Consider the following 18,819-nt stretch of genomic DNA (forward strand, 5'->3'; position numbering starts at 1 on the left):
GTAGAGAATGTCCATCGACCCCACCGTTATTGCCCACATCGCCCGCGAAATGCACCTGCCGCAACATCACGTTGCCAACTGCCTCAACCTCCATCAGGAAGGATGCACCGTCCCGTTCATCACCCGCTACCGCAAAGAACAAACCGGCGAAATGGACGAAGTCGTCGTCCGTGCCGTTATCGACCGCTTTACCTATCTCGAAAACCTTGCCAAGCGGAAGCAGGAAATTCTTGCCTCTATCGAAGAGCAAGGGAAGCTCACACCAGAACTCCAACTGGCAGTGGAGCGTTGCGAAAAAATGGTGGAGCTTGAAGACCTTTACCTTCCGTACAAACAAAAGCGCAAAACACGTGCCTCTGTTGCGCGTGATCGTGGACTGGAGCCGCTGGCACAGACAATACTGGCAGGAGGCAATGTCGACCCCACTCCGTTTGTCAATCCCGATAACGAACTGCTTGACACCGAAGCGGTACTGGCGGGAGCGATGGATATCATCTCCGAAATGGTGGCCGAAGATCCACTGGTACGCAACACCGTGCGGCGCGAACTACAACACAACGGGGTTATCGAATGCCGCAAACGGCGCATTGCTCCCGACGACTCTCCGTACACCATGTACTACGAATACGAAGAAAAACTCGGTGATATGCCACCACACCGCACTTTGGCCATTAACCGCGCCGAACGCGAAGACGCCATCCGCATAAAGCTCCTGTATGACCGTGAGCAAATGGAAACCATGATCGGGCATATTGTGGCGGAAAAATACCCTACACACCACCCCACGTATGTCGAACTGGCGATAGCCGATGGACTCAAGCGGCTCGTTGTCCCTTCTATCGAAACGGAACTGCGCAATATGAAAACCGAAGAAGCTGAAGCGCATGCCGTTGCCGTGTTTGGCGAAAACTTACGTCACCTGCTGCTGACACCGCCGGTGCAAGTCGGCAACATTCTGGGCATCGACCCCGCATTTCGCACCGGTTGCAAAATAGTTGTTGTGAGCGTACAGGGCGATTTGCTCGACACGACCACTATTTACCCTGTTCCACCGCATAACGACGTCGTAAAAGCGAGCGCAGTGATCTGCGAACTGGTGCGCAAACATCAGGTCAAACTGATTGCTATCGGGAATGGAACGGCTTCGGCAGAGACAGAAGAATTTATCAGCGAACTGATCACCAAGGCTCTGCCGGACGTTAAATACATGATCGTCAACGAAGCGGGAGCCAGCGTGTACAGTGTATCGGAAGTCGCGCGCGAAGAATTCCCCGATCACGACGCCACAGTACGCGGTGCGGTTTCTATCGCCCGCCGTGTCCTTGACCCGCTGGCCGAACTGGTGAAAATCGATCCTAAAAGCATCGGCGTTGGGCAATATCAACACGATCTGACACAGAGCTTTCTTTCCACGAAACTTCAAGAAGTCGTGGAAAGCGTCGTCAACTATGTCGGCGTCAACCTTAATACCGCCAGCGCATCGCTCTTACAATTCGTTTCCGGTGTCAATAGTGCCATTGCGCGCAATATCGTCGCGTATCGTCGCCAGATTGGCGGATTTTCAACACGCGAAGAGCTACTTGCTGTCCCTAAAATCGGCAAAGTCACATTTGAACAATGCGCCGGATTCTTGCGCGTCCCCGACGGGAAAAACCTGCTCGACAACACCAGCGTTCACCCCGAATCGTATCGCATCGCCCAGCAACTGCTGGAGCAGGTGCAAAACGATACGGCCAAACTCAAAACATTGGTAAATAAAAGCAAGGGAGGGATCGACAAACTGGCCGCAGAGCTTGGCTGCGGCGTACCAACCCTGCGCGATATGATCGATCAACTTGCCCGCCCAGGACGCGACCCGCGGAGCGATCTGGAAAAACCGATTTTGCGCAGTTCAAAAGTTTCGCTCGAAGATATGCAAGAGGGGATGATTCTAGAAGGGGTGGTGCGCAACGTGGTTGATTTTGGCGCGTTTGTCGATGTCGGGCTGAAAAACGACGGGCTGGTGCATGTCAGTGAGCTGGCGGATCGCTTCGTCAAAAATCCGCACGACGTCATTGCGGTCGGCGCGCGGGTCAAAGTTAAAATCCTTGGAATTGATCGCGAGCGCAAGCGGCTGGCGTTGAGCATTAAACAGGCGTTGTAAGTATTTTCGGTTGTCAGCAAAAAGGGCGATCACACAGGATCGCCCCTACACAAAACATACAATTACCAACCACACAAAACTACCAATCCCCCGTAGGGGCAGACCTACGTGTCTGCCCTTATCAACCACACAAAACCACCAATCCCCTGTAGGGGCAGACCTCTGTGTCTGCCCTTATCAACCACACAAAACTACCAATCCCCCGTAGGGGCAGACCTACGTGTCTGCCCTTGCAGGCTACTCTTCGTCCAACAACTCAATATCTTTCCCTTTCACTGCAATGATCCCTTCCAGCGAAAGCTTCTTGAGAATACGCGAAAACGTTTCTGGTGTCGTCCCCAACAGCACCGCAATATCACCTTTGGGCACCGGCAGCGTCACCACATTGCGCTTGCCCTCTTTTTTGCGAAGCAATTTCAGGTAGTTGATGAATTTTGTACTGACGTCACCCGTCGTCAGGTTTTCCACCAGTCCGACGAAATATTTGAGCCGCATGGAAAGGTTGCCGATGTAGCGCAAAGCAAAATCGGGCTGTGTTTTGACGAGCTCATGTAAACCACGCGCACTGATACCAAGAGCAATAATTGGCTCTAAGGCCTGTGAATTGACGGGATAATTCGTCCCTTTGAGGAGCAAAATTTCGGCGAACATTTCACCAGCATAAACGAAATGAACGATGACTTCTTTCCCTTCGGCAGTGGTGCGAAACAGCTTGATGGTTCCTTTTAATAAAAACCAAACGTACTCGCCTTCGTCACCTTCTAAAAAGAGCAGTTCTTTTTTTCCTTTTTCAACAAGGGTGCAAATAGGGAAAAGGAATTTCGTGATTTCTGGGTCAGCACTACCAAGGTACTTGGTCTGAAATTTCAGTAAAGCCTCTTTTTTTTCCATCTTTTGACCTGCATCAATTTTTTGGTGTACAAGGTGAGTTATAACGGTGTTATCAAAAATTTCCAATAGGAGGCTCTTTATGAGCATGCATTGCTATCAGTGTTCTATGTCAACCCCAGATGGTTGCGGTTCTAAAGGTCAACCAGCCGGCAGCTGCGGTAAAGATGAAAACCTTTCTCGTATACAAGATATCATCATTTTCGGACTGAAAGGGATTGCAGCGTACCGCGTTCAGGCAAACCATTATGGTGCTGATCTTAAAGAAGTTGACGACATTGTCAACGAAGCCCTCTACTTTACCCTCACGAACGTCAACTTTAATTTCCAACAACACATTGATATGTTAATGAAAGTCGGTTCTGCTACCGCTAAAATCATGACCATTCTTGACAAAGCGCACACCGATGCTTTTGGCAGCCCAAGCCCTGTTAACGTAACTCAGAATAAGGTTCAGGGGAAAGCTATTCTTGTCAGCGGACACGATCACCACTCGCTGAAGAAAATTCTTGAGCAATCAGCTGGCAAAGGAGTCAACGTCTACACGCACTCCGAAATGCTCCCATCGCACTCCTATCCAGAATTGGCCAAGTACGACCACCTGAAAGGGAACGTTGGCAAGTCTTGGTTTGATCAAAAAGATCTGTTCGCCAAGTTCCAAGGCGCCATTTTCATGAATACCAACTGTATCGTGCCAACCAAAGGAAAGCCATACGTTGACCGTCTCTTTACCTACGCTCAAGTGGGCGCTGAAGGGACAACCATCATTGAGAACGACGACTTCACGCCACTGATTAACAAAGCACTTGAATTACCAGAAACCAACTGGGATTCAAACGAAACCGTGGCGACGGGTCACCACCACTCGGTTATCCTTTCGCTTGCCCCGCAAATTATTGACGCGGTCAAAACCGGCAAACTTCGCCGTTTCTTTGTTATCGCTGGTTGCGACACTCCGGGTGTAGGTGGCGATTACTACCGTCAACTTGCCAGCATTATCCCGCAAGATTGCGTGATTTTGACCTCTTCATGCGGCAAATTCCGCTTTAACGATCTGGAATTCGGCACCGTTCCCGGCACTGACATCCCACGCTACCTCGACCTTGGCCAGTGTAACGACTCCGTTGGTGGCGTGATCATCGCGTCACAACTTGCTCAAGTTTTTGGCTGTGGCATTAACGATTTGCCACTTTCAATTGTCCTGAGCTGGATGGAACAAAAAGCCGTTGCGATCCTGCTGGCGCTCTTTAACATCGGAGTCAAAGACATCCGACTTGGCTTCCGCGCCCCACAGTTTGTCAACGAAGATATCCTGAACTTCCTCGTCGATACATTTGACTTTAAACTGATTTCGACTCCAGAAAAAGACCTCGCGGATATGCTTGCCGGTCACTAAGAAAACAACATAACGGGCGATCAGACAAGATCGCCCTTGCAAAACCACAAAGAGGCAGACCATGCGTCTGCCTCTTTGCTGTCGTTTCGCTCGAAATGACAACTCCTCCCGTCATCTCGAACGCAGTGAGAGATCTCTCCCCAATTCCAAATTAAAAATTCAACATTCAAAATTACCATTTCCCTGAGCTAACATCCCCACACATCAATACTATCAACCTGTTTATGCCAAATCTTCTGCTCCCAGTCGCTACTCTTTCTATCAAAAATAATCAAGTGCATCTCGCCAGCACCAACCGTCCGTGCGTACTCCGAAACCTGCGCAACACCCTCTTCTACCGTCTTTTCCAAATTCGTGCGCAAAAGCTTTGTTTCCAGCACTACCCGTTGTACCGGCCCAAAAAAACCTTTATCAGTCGTTGGCCATTCCACAAAAAGATCAGTCCGCTTCCGCCCCAAAGCATATTCACGGTTAATCCGCCCGCCACCGTTGATAAGACGCTGCAGAAACGCTTGCAACAGCAACTGCGGCCCGGCTTCTTTGTAATCAAATCTCTCAATCCAAGAATCGCTATTTTCACGGAAAAACTGCTGAAACGCCGTCATCAGTTTCGCAAAGTTGATCGTATTATCGCTGTTCAAGTACCAGGCAAGATCCTGTTCTACAATCGACTGCTGTTTCGCAATCGTAAGCTCGCGCGGAATAACTTCTTGATAAATATCGTTTGATATATGCACAAACGGCTTGCGAACAATCAGCCCTAAATCCTGAACATACTCCAAATCCCTATCATCAAAATGAGCATCGCTAGCATCAACCTGCGAAAGAATCGCCGAAATAACATTATACACCCGCTTTTCACGCAACTTATCCGTCAACTGATCCAGATGCGTCGCCCGCGACTGAATCAACTCCTCGCGCGCTTGCATATAATGTTCAAATTCAATCTGTATCGAACGGTCGCGCAGCTCACGATTCTTCGAAGTCATTTGATACGCCAGTGCATTCACCAACCACGGCTGACCCTTCGTGTCGCTCCAAAGCTTGGGAAAGATCGCTTCGTCAAACACCTGCCCCGTCTCTTTAGTATGTTCCAAATAGAGCTGTTTGCACTCTTCAAACGAAAAACTCCCCATACGTAGCGACTCGGCTTTAATATTAAAAGCACTCCCGCCAGTGATGATTTCCTGATCTTTAGTATGAATACGGTAATCTTTAATATCGCGCACACCGCAGAGAATCATCGCTTGCGGGAACGCTTCTGGACGTTGCGCATAGCCCGCGCGAATTTGACGTAACAGCGAAATCAGCGTATCGCCAACAAGCGCATCAACTTCATCAAGCAGCAAGATGGTGGGTTTGCTGGAAGCAGCACTCCAGTAACTGAGCATCCGAAAAAGCTTATCTTCAGCCGATGTTTCTTTTCCGGCGCTATATAGCCACTCAGTTAGTAAATTCTGCTTTAAATATAAATCAATTTGACTGGCAACAGAGCTGCAAATCACCTCTACGCCACGCTCAACATTGCCCCGTGCCGCTTGTGCCGCCTCGATATTGGCATACGCACAAACGTAATTTTCCTCTTGATTTAAACGATGCATCATCGCCAAAAGTGTAGAAGTTTTGCCAGTCTGGCGTGGGGCATGAAGAAGAAAGTAGCGTTTTTGGTCAATTAAAAGACGAATCTCTTCCCAATCTAACCGAGTAAGCGGGTCAATATGATAGTGATCTTCTCTAATCGTTGGCCCAGCCGTATTGAAGAATTTTTGCATAAACACCCCCTTTCCCTACATCTCATCCCATTCCCCAACATCCATCCCCAACCATTAAACGTGGTACGTCCCCTATTTTTCCAACATAGGAAACTCTATCTTTTCATCTATCCTTTTTTTAGATATGTCAATTATTCGCCACTATCAAATATCTTTTTTATGGATACAGCCTCTTTGCTGAAAGCTACTCCCCCCATCATTTCCTCCACAACTCCCTCCGTCATCTCGAACGCAGTGAGAGATCAAAATTCAACCCAAGAAAAACTATTCCGTGAAAAACACCTGCCATGTAACGTCAATCCACAAGTAGCCCTTCAAGTTCCCTATAAAGTTTAAATTTCGAGTCAGCAGAAAGGAGTTTGGCATTATGATTAAGTGCCGTAGCTATAATAAGCCGATCCTGTGGATCAGTATGATGTTCTGGCAGACCCACAGCAGATTCTGCTATTGCAGGTGTAATAGGGAGTAAAACAACTCCAGAACCTTCGAGCGCTTGTCCAAACCACCAATCAACAGCGCAGCCAAGTTGAATACGCTGACGCTACCTCAAACAAGCTAATCGCACTCACCCCTACTTGAACGTCCGACGAAATAGCATCACGCCAAATTGGCCTGAGCTCAATGCTATTCGACATCCACCACAGCCATACATGCGTATCTAATACTAACACTAAGTTAAGTCCCAATCAGAAGTTGTTGCCGTATTTATTACATCGCCGCAAAACGCAATAGGCGGCACCTTTGCTGGTCGACGCTGAGAATGTATCTCATAGGTTTCATTAACGCTATCAGACAAAACAATAACTTTTACATGACGATTTTTCAGTTTTTCAAAGTGTGGCACGCGGATGAACTCGCTTTTCAACTCAGCTTCAAATTCTATTGCGAACATAACACACCTCCTATGAAACCTTCAAAAAACTATGGTAAACTACCGTGCATATACATCAGCATAATATTACTCCCTTTTTTCCAAAAATTCGAAATTAAAACAACCACCCCGTCAGGCTACGCCTGCCACCCCTCCACTGAGGGGAATTATTTTGAACCCAATTCCCCAACATCCATCCCTTATCGTAAAACGTGGTACGTCCCCTATTTTCCCTTTCACATCAATTCCTTTTTCTCTATCTCTAACATTGCACAGACCCTCTCAAAAATCATTAATGCAAAGTTATAAAAATTTTTCGCATTTTCTGGCGTTGGTTTTCCATTTGGTAACAACCCCATTTCGCCTGGGTATCTTGACTCTATATAAAGCTCATTAAGATCTTCTAGCATATCTTCATTTTCTATCTGTAAAAAATCTGCTACTTGGCTTTTTAATAGCAATAAATCATGCTTTTTGGGTGTCTGTTTATTGTGATACTCTAAGACCGCTTTTAATGATTTTTCTATTACTTGTTGTGAATGAAAGGCAACCATATGTGTCAAAAAGTTATTATCAATAATTTCACTAATTACCAACAAGTCTGCATATGAAGCTTTCATCCACTCTATTGCGATTTCTTTTTTCATAATAATACTTTACCTTTTTTCATTACCTCATATGAAAATGAACTTCCAAGCTCTATAAATTTTTCATTCATTTTTTTTGTATGCACTATAATATCTATCGCAACACTAGCTCTTAAATCTCTCAGTTTTTTCGAAAATTTTCGTGATATCTTACTTTTTTCTTCCCAACTTGTTGGGATAAAGTCATCTTTTGTAACTACATACAAATCTATATCACTATCCTCATTGGGTGTGCCGTAAGCATAGCTTCCAAAAAGGATAATCTTATCAGGATTAAGAGGCTTAAGCCTTTCTATGATAAGTGGTTTTAACTCTTCTATATCTATCATCCCACACCCCTTTCCCTTTATTAGCTCTATTTCTTAGCATTTTGCCTAAAATTAAAGTTAATTATATTAAAAACAAAACTATTCCCAATTCCCTAACCCCCATCACCTAAATAGTGGCACGTCCCCTATTTTCCATCCCCTATTTTCAAGCTACAGCTTTTCAATCTCATCTATACTCAAACCGGTAGCTTCTGCAATCATTCCCATTGAAACGCCAAGCTCTTTAAGTCGTGCAGCTGTTTCTATCTTGCCTTCAATCTTGCCTTCATCATAAGCGGTATCTAGGGAGTTCTTTAAATCGCGATATACCTTTAAACTCTCTTCATACTCCATAACCTCTTTGTCATCCATCTGGGCAATCTCTGCGGCATCGAAAAGTTGGTTAAATACCAGTTCCTGGAGTTTTAGCGGGCGATTCGTTAATTTATGCAGGTTTTTTAGGATATAAAGCCATTTATCAAAATGGGTTTCAAGCTCATCTTCTGTTTTAGTAAACTTCGGCATCTCTAAATAGATATAAGTGAGTTTATCGTAAAATACCTTACCCGTTTTGGTGTCAATCATCTTCACTTCGTGATGAAAAACATTTTTATCGTCTTTACCTTCGTCAAATACAAAATCAAGAATGCCTATAGTGTAAATAGCGTTTAATCTAAAATCCCAATCGCCCCTTTCGGCTTGTTGTTGAATTGGAAAGGTTGAATAGTAAATACTACGATCTTTAAAATAATTCTGTTTAGCCTTTTGCAGCTCAACAATGAATTTTTCACCCTTTTCATTTTCACAATAAATATCGTAAATAGCCTTGCGATCAGCACGACTACGCCCCAGCTGCTCCGTTGAAAGAAATGAAAGTTCTTTAATAACTCCCGTTTCGCGCCCTATAAGTTCGTTTAGAAAATCAAGTAACAGATGTTTATTGAACTCTGAACCAAAGAGTTTTTTAAACCCAAAATCGGTAAAGATGTTAATATATTTTTCTTTAAGTGTAAGCATAATTAGTCCTTTACGATAAATCTTCATTACCTAATTAAAAGAACCACCCCGTCAGGTTACGCCTATCAGCCATCACCTAACATCTAACCACCATCACCTAAATAGTGGTACGTCCGATATTTTCCTCACTACGCAAATCTCACCCGCTCAGCAAGCTGCATGAAATAATTGTTCGACCAGATATCCAGTGCTTTTACGTCACCAACAAAGCGCTCAGCATCCTGCCTAGCAAGTTCAATGCTAACCGATTCAATCCGTCTTCGCACCAATTCAATAAAGCCAACTGCATCAACAACATGCTCTAAATCGCCACTTTGTATCGCCCGCTCATTGAAGTGAGCTAAATGCAGTTCCACACCGCGCCGAATATACCACTCAAAATCAAACCAGTCGCGTCCCTTTACGCGATTCTTCCACTTACGAAACAACAAGGCATGCATTTTGCCTGCATATAAGTCAGGCAAGCTAAAGCACTTCACATAAAATGAAAACGGTTCGATCAAAAGGCGCTCTTCCGTGTTAAATCCCAAAGGAGGATGCGTATCAACCTCGAACTTAATCTTTACTTTCACATCCCGAAAGGCCAGTTCGGCAACCTGGGTATCATTCTTCAAAAAGGCCGACTCTATCCCAGCTGCTGCTAACTTGCGCTTCTGCGTTATGGTCACCCCAATCCCCAAAGCCGCAAACTCCGCTTCAAGGGCAGAAAAATAGGGAGCCAACGAAAAATCATTCTTGGAGCGAAGGAGCGAAAAATCCAGATCTTCCGAGTAGCGAGGCAAACCATGAAAGATTCGCAAGCAAGTCCCGCCATAAAACGCCGCCTGCTCAAAAAAACCACCGCGATACAAGCCCGCCAGAGCAACCTCCTGCATCACTTCCCGCAGAGCCTGATGCCTTTGCTGCTCCGTCTCCAGCACATAATGGCTCAACATTTGCTCCAGCATCACACACCCTCCGACAATAAGCGACCAAGCCACATCAAGCGTTCAGACCGAAAACCCGTCTCAGCGAATTCCAGCACCTTCTTGCTATCCAGCTCAGCCAGGATGGCCTCATCCATACGCATATCCTCAACTAAAAGCACACGCAAACCCTTGGTAGAATAAACCTTTACATTTGGCGTTAAAGCCAGCCAATCACACAGCGCTTTCTCGCGACTGGCCACCATAAATCCCACGCGCTCACCCGCTTTCACATACTCAATACCCAAGGCATAGTAAACGGATGGCACCGACTGATAGGAAAAGCGCCCAAGACAGTTTTCAAAACGCTTGCCACGTCGCGTAGTGACACTCGTCACCTGCACCACACCCTCTGGAATTATCCCATAGTGGGACAACATAAATTCCATCGACACATATGAAGGCCCATGAAGATGGTTTGCGATCAGCGGCAAAGACAAGGCAGCCTTGGATGACACACCGGGAACCGCGTACAACCCGCGCTTAAGAGGAATGAGCTTACCCTCATTCAACCAGCAATGAATTTTAAAATTGGGCGCCTGATAGTCCGACAACACCGACGAAAGTGTTGAATGCCGGATCACCAAACCCTCATAAGGTTGCAGCAACACATCCACAAAAACCTCACGATTTGACAGGATAATTAGATGATATCTAATTATCCTGTCAAATTTCAAGCCTTAATCGTTGGCTATTCACCCATGCTTCATGTTCTTATCATGTGATTTGGTTAACTCAATAAAAGACCTTAGCGTATCATTTTGACTAGGCTTAACTTGCAAGTACAGCCAGCAAGACCATTGCCACAATCCCCAGCAATGTCAGCCCTGCATTGATAATAAATCTCTTATTGTCTCTTCTGCTTTTATCGTTGTTTTCTTCTATCTTTTTATTAATTAGCGGGATAGCAGTTTGGAATGACAGATAGACATCTTTAAGCGCCTGATAATAGGGTGCTGTATCTTGATAGTATTCTTCGCGATCTTTTTCATGATCTTTGATTGACTGGAGCTGATCTGAAGCATTTTGTGCTTTTGTGAGATGATCGATATAGTTCGGTAGCACCTCCAGTGTCTCTTGTATAGGTGCTGTAATCTTCCTGAAAGATTTTGATCTTTTCCAGATAATACACAATCCCTATTTCGACAGCATCAAACCGAGCTCTTTGGGCGTGGTTTATGGCTTTTTCAAGCTCTTCTTCAACCTTTTTGCTACTGCCTGAGTCAAGAGACTCTATCAGATGAAACGCAACATAACGAAGCTGATTGATAGACGGAATGGAAAGTTCGTTGGTATCGTGCTCAGAGTGCTTAAGCTACTTTTCCGCAGCCCTGAATACCTAGATAAGCTTTGTGATTTTGGCCTTGTGCACTTCAGTAAATAGCAAAACAGGAGCCTACACAAATCTGTGAGCAAAGATACCTTGCTCTTTTTTGGCCAACTCCGTTTGTGTAATAAAATTTCCGCGTTGCAAACTAACATTACCATTGCAATAGCGCGCAACCAGATCGACTTTTAGTTGTTCCTGCTTTTCGATGCTTGAAGGGATCTCTTTTTTCTTCTTAAGTATAGAACCAAGCTTCTCAAACATGCATACTCCTTTTGAAGACACAGAATAATTATTTATACATCAAGAACTGCATGCAATTTTTGGGGTCTCACTTCAATTTACGCTACAGTACGGCACTGCCCTACTCTCTCGTAGGACTATTATTGCATCACAAACGGCTGAAGGGAACCAAAAAACTGCCCGATTTTTTTCAGCTTATTATAATTTTCGATGCGCAAACACCATCAAGTGGTTGAACTCCCTTGATGGCTCTGCTGCACCGCTATTGCACATACCAACCGTTATCTCACTCACAACTCCTTAGCCATCTCGAACGCAGTGAGAGAGCTCTGCCTTTTTCATGAGATTTCTCGCTTCGCTCGAAATGACAAAAAGACCACCAAGCACGCGACTGTCATCTCGAACTCTACTAACCCGTCATCTCGAACACCACCCGTCATCTCGAACTCTACTCACCCGTCATCTCGAACGCAGTGAGAGATCTCTGCCTTTTATTCAACATTACCCAACCAACACACCATTTTCATTACAAATATCCAGCGTGCAACGGCCAGCACCCACAGCCTTATCACCCAAAACACGCATCAGCTCAAACCCAAACTGACCATTCGCGCCAATACAAAATAATCTATCCCTATTCCGTGAAAAACACCTGACTCCGGTCATGCTCCTCTAAAAACTCATAACTCACCGTCCGCTGTAAACCTTCAGACAACGGAACCGGAGCAATAAAGCCAGTCTGGGCTAAAGACGTTTCAAACTGAGTAGTAGCACAGAATTTTTTTACCCGAATACTACTCACCGGAAACGACTTTCCCGTAACACTTGCCAACGCATCAAACACATAGCCCGCGCACAAACCAGCCCAATATGGAAGGCGCGTGCCAACCCCACCACCTTTGCCAAGCTTATTGCGCACAATACCAACAAGGGTATTCATATCAAAATCAGGCTTATCAATGTAATTATACACATGCACGCCTGGCACAAAACTCAGGCTATGCTCTAAAAAAGCCGCTACATTTTCGACATACGCCATCGATTTACAATTCGTTCCATCGCCAATCATGATAAATTTTCCACTAGCAATCTGCCGCAGTAAATTAAACACATTGCCACGGTTTTGCTCACCAAAAACCACCGTCGGGCGCACAATAACTAAAGTCCTGTTCTGTGGATCTTCAGCATGCCATTCGCGGAAAATACCTTCTGCCAACCACTTTGTACGACCATAGTCATTAAAATAATTTATAGCACCAGACTCATCCGTGCCAGCAGGGGCAAAGCCATACACCGCCACACTACTGGTAAATACAATATGCTGAATTCCCTTCTGCCGCGCCAACGCACAAATATTGCGGGCACCATCCACATTTACTTCGTCATATAGGCTTTTGGGTCGCACATCAATACGTCAAGCTCTATTCTCTTACGGCTGGATCACAGTATTCGTCTGGCGCAATCTATGCATTTTAACGTGGCCGTCCTGTTGTTGCTTCTACTGTCTTGCTTCCAAAAGGGAAGTATACCAGGCAGCATGTAACCTGCATTCACGGGTAACTGTAACGAGAATTGCTATAAGCTATTTCTTATCAACAGATTAGGGATTTTCGTTGTAAGATCGCCGTAACGATGCCAGTAGCTCAAGTTGCTAATTTTAAATACTTTAACTTCGCCACGTTGCGCACGGGCGGAAATGCGGGATGTTAGTATGTTGACAGGCTCCTAGTCGCGGAGGATGTTATATATTTTACGAACCAAGACCTTAGGTAGTATTCTCGACACGAATCTTAAAATCGCTCCCCGTAAGAAAAGTATGTTAGATAAATACCCCATATTTCGAAGTTCCCAAAGGAATATTAATTCAGCAATGGCGTACTCAAGGCCGCTTCTACGCTCAAGTTGGCCTAGACCAGCTCTCATGTGCACTAACGGCTCTTGGATGTTATATAGTTTTGCATCAATCATTATGCATCTTGCCCAAAGATAATAGTCCTCAAACCACATCATTTTTTTATAGCTGCCTGCCTGCTCAATGATAGATTTTCTATACATCACAGCAGGGTGATTGAGTGGGCAGCGAGATTTGGCAAAAACAACAATATCACTATGTAGCTCAGGAACTTTCCTGACAGAATCAACCGCCAATTCATTGGTGCTAAATTCGCTAACCCATGAGCTGCAAACATCAATATCCATTTTTTCGAATACTTCTAGCTGCTTTTGAAATCTATCTGGCATTGATATGTCATCAGTGTCCATTCTTGCGATAAGGTCAAAACTGCAATTTTTAATTCCAATGTTAAGCGCGTCACCTAAACCAACATTTTCTTGTAGCGGAACGCATTTTAGGACTCCTCCAAGCTTCTCTTTCCAAGTATTAATTGCATCATATAAATCTTGCGTAAGTGGGCCATCTTGAACTAATACAATTTCATTTGGTTTGACGCTCTGCTCATCCCAAATGCTCCGCATTGCGCGGTTAAAGAAATCTGGAGCCTCTTTATGGTAAATAGATAGTAATACAGAAAATTTCATTTCAGAATCTTAATGAGATTTCTTTTAAAACAAGACATGCCATCATCAAAATTGACTAAAGGCTGATATTTAAGCTGTTCCTTAGCTTTTGAGCTCTCAATTTCAAAATCACAATCATGTACTTTTTTAGTAATAGCCAAAGGCTCAAGTATATTTTCACTCACTTCACTTTGTAAAAATTCTTTCAACTCTTCTTTACTATTAGTATTTGAATAACTTTTAGCTCTAAGTTTTTTAAGTACTCCAATCATCAGATCAAATACATTACCAAATGGTGTTTTAAACCATAGTTGAAATACCACATCAACCAACTTCTTTTTATGAAATTCATTTTCATTTGTACTATTTTGTATATCGCAATTTGATGGTAAGTTGAGTTCTCTTAACAATTCACAATGTCTTGAATAAAATTCTTTCCATGTAATTGTGCCCTTTCCACTTATCAAGAATTTTTCAAACTTCACATTACTTAGACATGATTGATATATAGCATTTGCTACATCATCTACATGTACTGCATTGCAAACCGTATTTCCGCTGTCTGATAGTCGTACTTCTTTAGCTTTACATACATGAAGAGCATATTTAGTCCAGTTTCCACCTAATCCATATACAATCGTTGGTTGGAGAATGATTATATCAAAAGCTCTGTTTTTATACTTTTCTATCTCTTGCTCGATTTTTCTTTTTTCTTTTGAATATGGGTCGTTGAGTTTTGAGTAAGGCGAGTTTTCATTAAGTACTCCTTTAGCATCTGGTTCATAGACAGAAACTGTACTTATATGTATCAGTTTTTTAATACCATTTTGCTCACAAGCTTTTAAAATATTTTTTATTCCTGATATATTATTTTTATAGTTATGGTCAAATGCTGTATGAACCAATATATCTATATCTTTTGTAGCATCCAAAATCTGTTCATAATTATCCAATGGGAAACTCTTACTATCTAGCGATTTAATACTCTTAAATTTATCAGCAAATAGTTCTATAAACTTACTTCCAATAAATCCACTTCCACCTGTGACTGATACTCTCATTTATCACTTCCTAAATGCTCTGCCAATCTGCAAGCAAAAGCAGATATTGTCAATCCATTGTTCACATTTCCAGCTGTTGTAAAGATAGAACCATCACATACATAAAGATTATCTATTCCAAATACTTTTAGATTTTTATCTACTACCCCTTCATTTTTATCATGTCCCATTCTACAAGTCCCTACATGATGGATAGCACTTGTAAATATCTCTTCCCAGTTAAAATCGTCCAATGTGTGCGTAAATTTATAATACTCTTTTGGAAAAAGTTCAGTTAGAAGGAGTTCAAACCATATTTTTACACTCTGAATATCTTCATCACTTACTTGCCATTTTACGAGTGATTTCTTATATCCCCATTTATCTTTTTGTTGTGATAAGCCTACATAACTATTTTCATTTGGTATTTGTTCTGTTACGAAAAATAAATCAGCATATTTAAAAGTCACATCAAGTGAAAACTTATAAGCTACTATTTGTCTGATCACATTTATATTTGTAATTACTTTCCATACATCTTTTACACTGACTCCACCATCTTTAAAAGCCAACAAAGAAAGCTTCACTTTCTCAGATTCATTATCGATACCCTTTACAAATGAAGGTCTTAAATAAAAGTTATGATTTGGTAGTTTTAGCTCTTTTTGTTTTTCATCGGTTAGTTCAAGCCCCGTTTTTATCTTCATATTTGAGCTATATTTTGTATCTGAGTATATTGGGTATTTAGATGGATTTAAAAACTCCAATTGACAAAGATTTCCCATAGGATGATCCATAAGATATTTACCGATATTTTCATTTTCAATATGTGAGTTTAAAAGCAATCTTGGAGTTTCAAGTGCGCCACTACACACAATAAACTCATCAGCTTCTACATATGAAAAACTGCCATCACTATTTCCAACTTTTAGCTTAGAAATTTTTCCATTTTCGTTAATAAATTCTAGTGCTGTAGTGTTGTAGTAAAGATGTTGTTTATCACTATGTTCACATATCTTTTTTACCACATCTTTAAAATTTACATGAGGAACTGATTGTTGAAAAAGCTTATTTTTAAGATACTCTCTATTGCAAACTAGATTATCTAGCTGAGTTTTGAGTTCATCACTTAAACTATCTTTTTCAAAATACTCATACTTTTCTACTTTGAGAACTTCACTAGCTTTTTTGTAGTAAGGCTCCAATTCTTCTAAATTTATAGCCCATCCACTTTTTGGTATCCAGTCTCTTTTTTTAAAGTCTATCTTATCAAGAGGTGCAAGTACACCATGCCAAAGATTACTAGTACCACCTATTTGTACAGTAGTAGTACTTCTCACTCCAAAATCAAGCCCTCTATTTTCATAAGAAACATTCTCACTATCTCCACTCCACTCACCAGCTTCTATGATGACGAACTCTTTATTTTCTTCTGTTAGTTTTTGAGTTAGTGTTCCACCACCGATACCGCTACCGATGATACAAATTTTAGTCTTTATTAGTCTAGAAATATTATTAAATATCATATCTTTGTTTCCTTTTTTTTATTGTTTGAATAATTATGCTAATAATTACTACCCAAAATGTAATAAGCAATATATCAATCATATATGATGCGAATGACCTTCTGATAAAAAATGATCCTTGAACAACTAAATAGAGTAAAATTGAATTAGTTAAAATTTTTGATTTTAAAAATTCAATTTCAAATTTTATTATGCTTACAATAAATAACAATATCGGTATTCCTATTATAGAAAAGTACATGCTAGAATTACTACCAAGCCTCAATCCTTCATCTAAAAAACTACCTGCTAGTCCTTGTTGTGATATAAATTCTGCAGCACCTGGTTCTCCAAATATTGATTTACCAAGAGGAATAAATTCAACCAATAACTTAACAGTAGAAAAATCAATTGAATTTGCTAAATATGCTGTGTAATATACTGGTGAAAGGTGCTGATACAAATACCCTAGAGCCATAGTTACATTTTGATATTCAGAAAAAGGAATTTGCCCATATCTTAATGGTTGTAGAACATATACAAGCATAAAGATTGCAAATAATACTAATAAAAATAATTGAAAATAAGTTCTTGAAGCTATAAATTTAATAAATACTATAATGGAAACTAAAACCAATAAAGTTCTTTGTTCAAAAAGGATAAGAACTAGAAATGAAACTATTAATAATAATAAAGCAAACATTTTGGATATACTAATATTAGCCATTACAACGAAAAATAAACTAAATAATAATGCTTGAACAATTCCTGATGAAATAGAAACTCCAACTAGAATTATTAAAGCTAAAAAATTTAAATGCAAAGACTCTTTTTTGAACTTCAGATCATATTTAGATTTCTTTAATGTCAATACAACCAATGTTCCTAATAAAAAATGTCCAATCAATAAACTAATCAACTCATTAAAATTTGTACAATATTTTGAAGAAAAAAATACACAGAATTCCCCAAAAACAAAATAAACAATTAATGGAATTAAGTAAAAAATAGTAGGAACTATAATATACATAAAAATTAGTATTTTTTTTACATCAATATTCATTGGTGTTAAAATACCTCTTAAAAAAATCATAACCTGATTTAGATGAATAGTGTTGTTCAAAAAGGTTTAAAGAATAATCTGAGTATTGTTTTATAAGCTTTTTATCAGGAATAATATTATCTAGCGATTCTATTAATTCACTGATTTTAAAATCTTTATGTAATAAGATTCCATTTTTTCCATTGATGCAAACTCTATTGCAGCCTCCGACATCCGTAGCTAATATAACACAGCCTTCCCTAAGTGCTTCAATCATACTTAAAGGTAATCCCTCACTAGAACTTACTGATAGCAAAATATCTCCTTTTTTAAACATCTCGTATGGTTTATGAAGAATTCCGAGATATTCTGCGCAAGGTATTTTCTCAATATCATGCATCGAAAAGCCATCCATTATAGATCCTGCAAGTTTAATATTGTAAAAATCTTTTGGTAATTGATTTAAAATTTCAATCTGTCGCTTGATTTTAGAAATTGTCCCAACTATATAAATATTAATGTTGTCAAAATCAGATTCAGAATTTACCTTGCCTTTACTTGGCAAATAGTTTTCTATAACAAAAGTGTTTAAGTGAGAAATTCCATAAGTTGAATTAAAATTATCTAGTGCTGATTGAGATAAGTTTAAGATATGTGAAGTATTTAATGTTGTACGAATAAACTTAAAAATAAATTTAGTAATTAATCTTGTGAACCAACAATCATAACGATAATCAATTTGTTCTTTCGGATCACCTATAGAATGATTAAAAAATATTAAATTATTATGTAACTTTTTAATTCTAACTTTATCTAAAACCGTTGCATAAAATAAACTAAATGGATCATGAAAAAGTATCCAATCATTTTTTTGAATATTTTCTTTTTGTAATTTATTGAAAGCTATTCTAGCGTAATAGAAAAATGATAAATATTTCAATAATTTAATATTCTTTAAGAAAGTAAAGACTTTACTTTGACTATTTGTTTTAATTTTTTTTGAATTACTTTTTATAGTTCCTGGTTGGCTAAATGTCATATCCTCAGCAAATATATTTCTATAATTTTTAAGTACTCCGCTTAACCCGTTAGCTACATCATATTTCACTACTGATATATTGTGTATTTTATTTTTCAA

General features: G+C 40.9%; 18 protein-coding genes and 1 pseudogene. 2 read left to right on the forward strand and 17 right to left on the reverse strand.

What is annotated here, in order from left to right; translation table 11 throughout:
• The first annotated feature begins 7 nt into the window (after window positions 1-7).
• The gene (locus P304_RS0107455; RefSeq protein ID WP_051321516.1) at window positions 8-2,143 is read left to right on the forward strand and encodes a Tex family protein; all 2,136 of its coding nucleotides are present in this window, start codon (window positions 8-10) and stop codon (window positions 2,141-2,143) included.
• Window positions 2,144-2,380: 237 nt separating this feature from the next.
• Here P304_RS0107455 and P304_RS0107460 read toward each other — a convergent pair whose 3' ends face one another.
• Window positions 2,381-3,034 (reverse strand): Crp/Fnr family transcriptional regulator, encoded by a 654-nt coding sequence (locus P304_RS0107460; RefSeq protein WP_027390032.1) that lies wholly within the window; start codon window positions 3,032-3,034, stop codon window positions 2,381-2,383.
• 79 nt (window positions 3,035-3,113) lie between these two features.
• On the opposite strand from P304_RS0107460, the gene hcp reads away from it, so the two are divergent.
• Window positions 3,114-4,427, forward strand: a complete 1,314-nt coding sequence (hcp, locus tag P304_RS0107465) for a hydroxylamine reductase (RefSeq protein ID WP_034764691.1) — start codon at window positions 3,114-3,116, stop codon at window positions 4,425-4,427.
• A gap of 188 nt (window positions 4,428-4,615) precedes the next feature.
• Here hcp and P304_RS0107470 read toward each other — a convergent pair whose 3' ends face one another.
• From P304_RS0107470 to P304_RS0107540, 16 genes and pseudogenes are all read right to left on the reverse strand, one after another.
• Window positions 4,616-6,199 carry an AAA-like domain-containing protein gene (locus P304_RS0107470; protein ID WP_027390034.1) on the reverse strand — a complete coding sequence of 528 codons (1,584 nt, stop codon included), beginning with the start codon at window positions 6,197-6,199 and terminating at the stop codon, window positions 4,616-4,618.
• 295 nt (window positions 6,200-6,494) lie between these two features.
• Window positions 6,495-6,632 (reverse strand): PIN domain-containing protein, encoded by a 138-nt coding sequence (locus P304_RS17585; protein WP_343123118.1) that lies wholly within the window; start codon window positions 6,630-6,632, stop codon window positions 6,495-6,497.
• A gap of 237 nt (window positions 6,633-6,869) precedes the next feature.
• Window positions 6,870-7,091, reverse strand: coding sequence for a hypothetical protein (locus tag P304_RS14610; RefSeq protein WP_034764693.1), 222 nt, complete (start codon window positions 7,089-7,091; stop codon window positions 6,870-6,872).
• Between the two features lie 215 nt (window positions 7,092-7,306).
• Window positions 7,307-7,717 (reverse strand): HEPN domain-containing protein, encoded by a 411-nt coding sequence (locus tag P304_RS14615; protein WP_034764695.1) that lies wholly within the window; start codon window positions 7,715-7,717, stop codon window positions 7,307-7,309.
• Window positions 7,714-8,046, reverse strand: a complete 333-nt coding sequence (locus P304_RS0107485; protein WP_027390035.1) for a nucleotidyltransferase domain-containing protein — start codon at window positions 8,044-8,046, stop codon at window positions 7,714-7,716. Before P304_RS0107485 ends, P304_RS14615 begins: the two co-directional genes overlap by 4 nt.
• Before the next feature lie 150 nt (window positions 8,047-8,196).
• The gene (locus P304_RS0107490) at window positions 8,197-9,042 is read right to left on the reverse strand and encodes an Rpn family recombination-promoting nuclease/putative transposase (protein ID WP_027390036.1); all 846 of its coding nucleotides are present in this window, start codon (window positions 9,040-9,042) and stop codon (window positions 8,197-8,199) included.
• A 128-nt stretch (window positions 9,043-9,170) separates the two neighbouring features.
• A complete protein-coding gene (locus P304_RS0107495) occupies window positions 9,171-9,989 on the reverse strand; it encodes a nucleotidyl transferase AbiEii/AbiGii toxin family protein (RefSeq protein WP_027390037.1) in 819 nt (272 codons plus the stop codon).
• Window positions 9,989-10,624 carry a type IV toxin-antitoxin system AbiEi family antitoxin domain-containing protein gene (locus P304_RS14620; RefSeq protein WP_051321517.1) on the reverse strand — a complete coding sequence of 212 codons (636 nt, stop codon included), beginning with the start codon at window positions 10,622-10,624 and terminating at the stop codon, window positions 9,989-9,991. Before P304_RS14620 ends, P304_RS0107495 begins: the two co-directional genes overlap by 1 nt.
• 154 nt (window positions 10,625-10,778) lie before the next feature.
• Window positions 10,779-11,072 (reverse strand): hypothetical protein, encoded by a 294-nt coding sequence (locus tag P304_RS0107505; protein ID WP_027390038.1) that lies wholly within the window; start codon window positions 11,070-11,072, stop codon window positions 10,779-10,781.
• A 331-nt stretch (window positions 11,073-11,403) separates the two neighbouring features.
• Window positions 11,404-11,598, reverse strand: a complete 195-nt coding sequence (locus P304_RS0107510; RefSeq protein WP_027390039.1) for a hypothetical protein — start codon at window positions 11,596-11,598, stop codon at window positions 11,404-11,406.
• 613 nt (window positions 11,599-12,211) lie between these two features.
• Window positions 12,212-12,991 (reverse strand): annotated as a pseudogene (locus tag P304_RS0107515) (NAD-dependent epimerase/dehydratase family protein); the annotation flags it as partial.
• Window positions 12,992-13,302: 311 nt separating this feature from the next.
• Window positions 13,303-14,115: a glycosyltransferase gene (locus tag P304_RS0107520; RefSeq protein WP_027390041.1), complete on the reverse strand. Its 813-nt coding sequence runs from the start codon at window positions 14,113-14,115 to the stop codon at window positions 13,303-13,305.
• A complete protein-coding gene (locus tag P304_RS0107525) occupies window positions 14,112-15,155 on the reverse strand; it encodes an NAD-dependent epimerase/dehydratase family protein (protein ID WP_027390042.1) in 1,044 nt (347 codons plus the stop codon). The genes P304_RS0107520 and P304_RS0107525 overlap by 4 nt, the downstream gene beginning before the upstream one ends.
• Window positions 15,152-16,660 carry a GMC oxidoreductase gene (locus tag P304_RS0107530; RefSeq protein WP_027390043.1) on the reverse strand — a complete coding sequence of 503 codons (1,509 nt, stop codon included), beginning with the start codon at window positions 16,658-16,660 and terminating at the stop codon, window positions 15,152-15,154. The genes P304_RS0107525 and P304_RS0107530 overlap by 4 nt, the downstream gene beginning before the upstream one ends.
• Window positions 16,650-17,702, reverse strand: coding sequence for a hypothetical protein (locus P304_RS0107535; RefSeq protein ID WP_027390044.1), 1,053 nt, complete (start codon window positions 17,700-17,702; stop codon window positions 16,650-16,652). Before P304_RS0107535 ends, P304_RS0107530 begins: the two co-directional genes overlap by 11 nt.
• Window positions 17,692-18,819 carry a glycosyltransferase family 4 protein gene (locus tag P304_RS0107540; RefSeq protein ID WP_027390045.1) on the reverse strand — a complete coding sequence of 376 codons (1,128 nt, stop codon included), beginning with the start codon at window positions 18,817-18,819 and terminating at the stop codon, window positions 17,692-17,694. The genes P304_RS0107535 and P304_RS0107540 overlap by 11 nt, the downstream gene beginning before the upstream one ends.

It is taken from the genome of Chrysiogenes arsenatis DSM 11915 (assembly GCF_000469585.1).
In the GTDB taxonomy this organism is placed as follows: Bacteria; Chrysiogenota; Chrysiogenetes; order Chrysiogenales; family Chrysiogenaceae; genus Chrysiogenes; species Chrysiogenes arsenatis.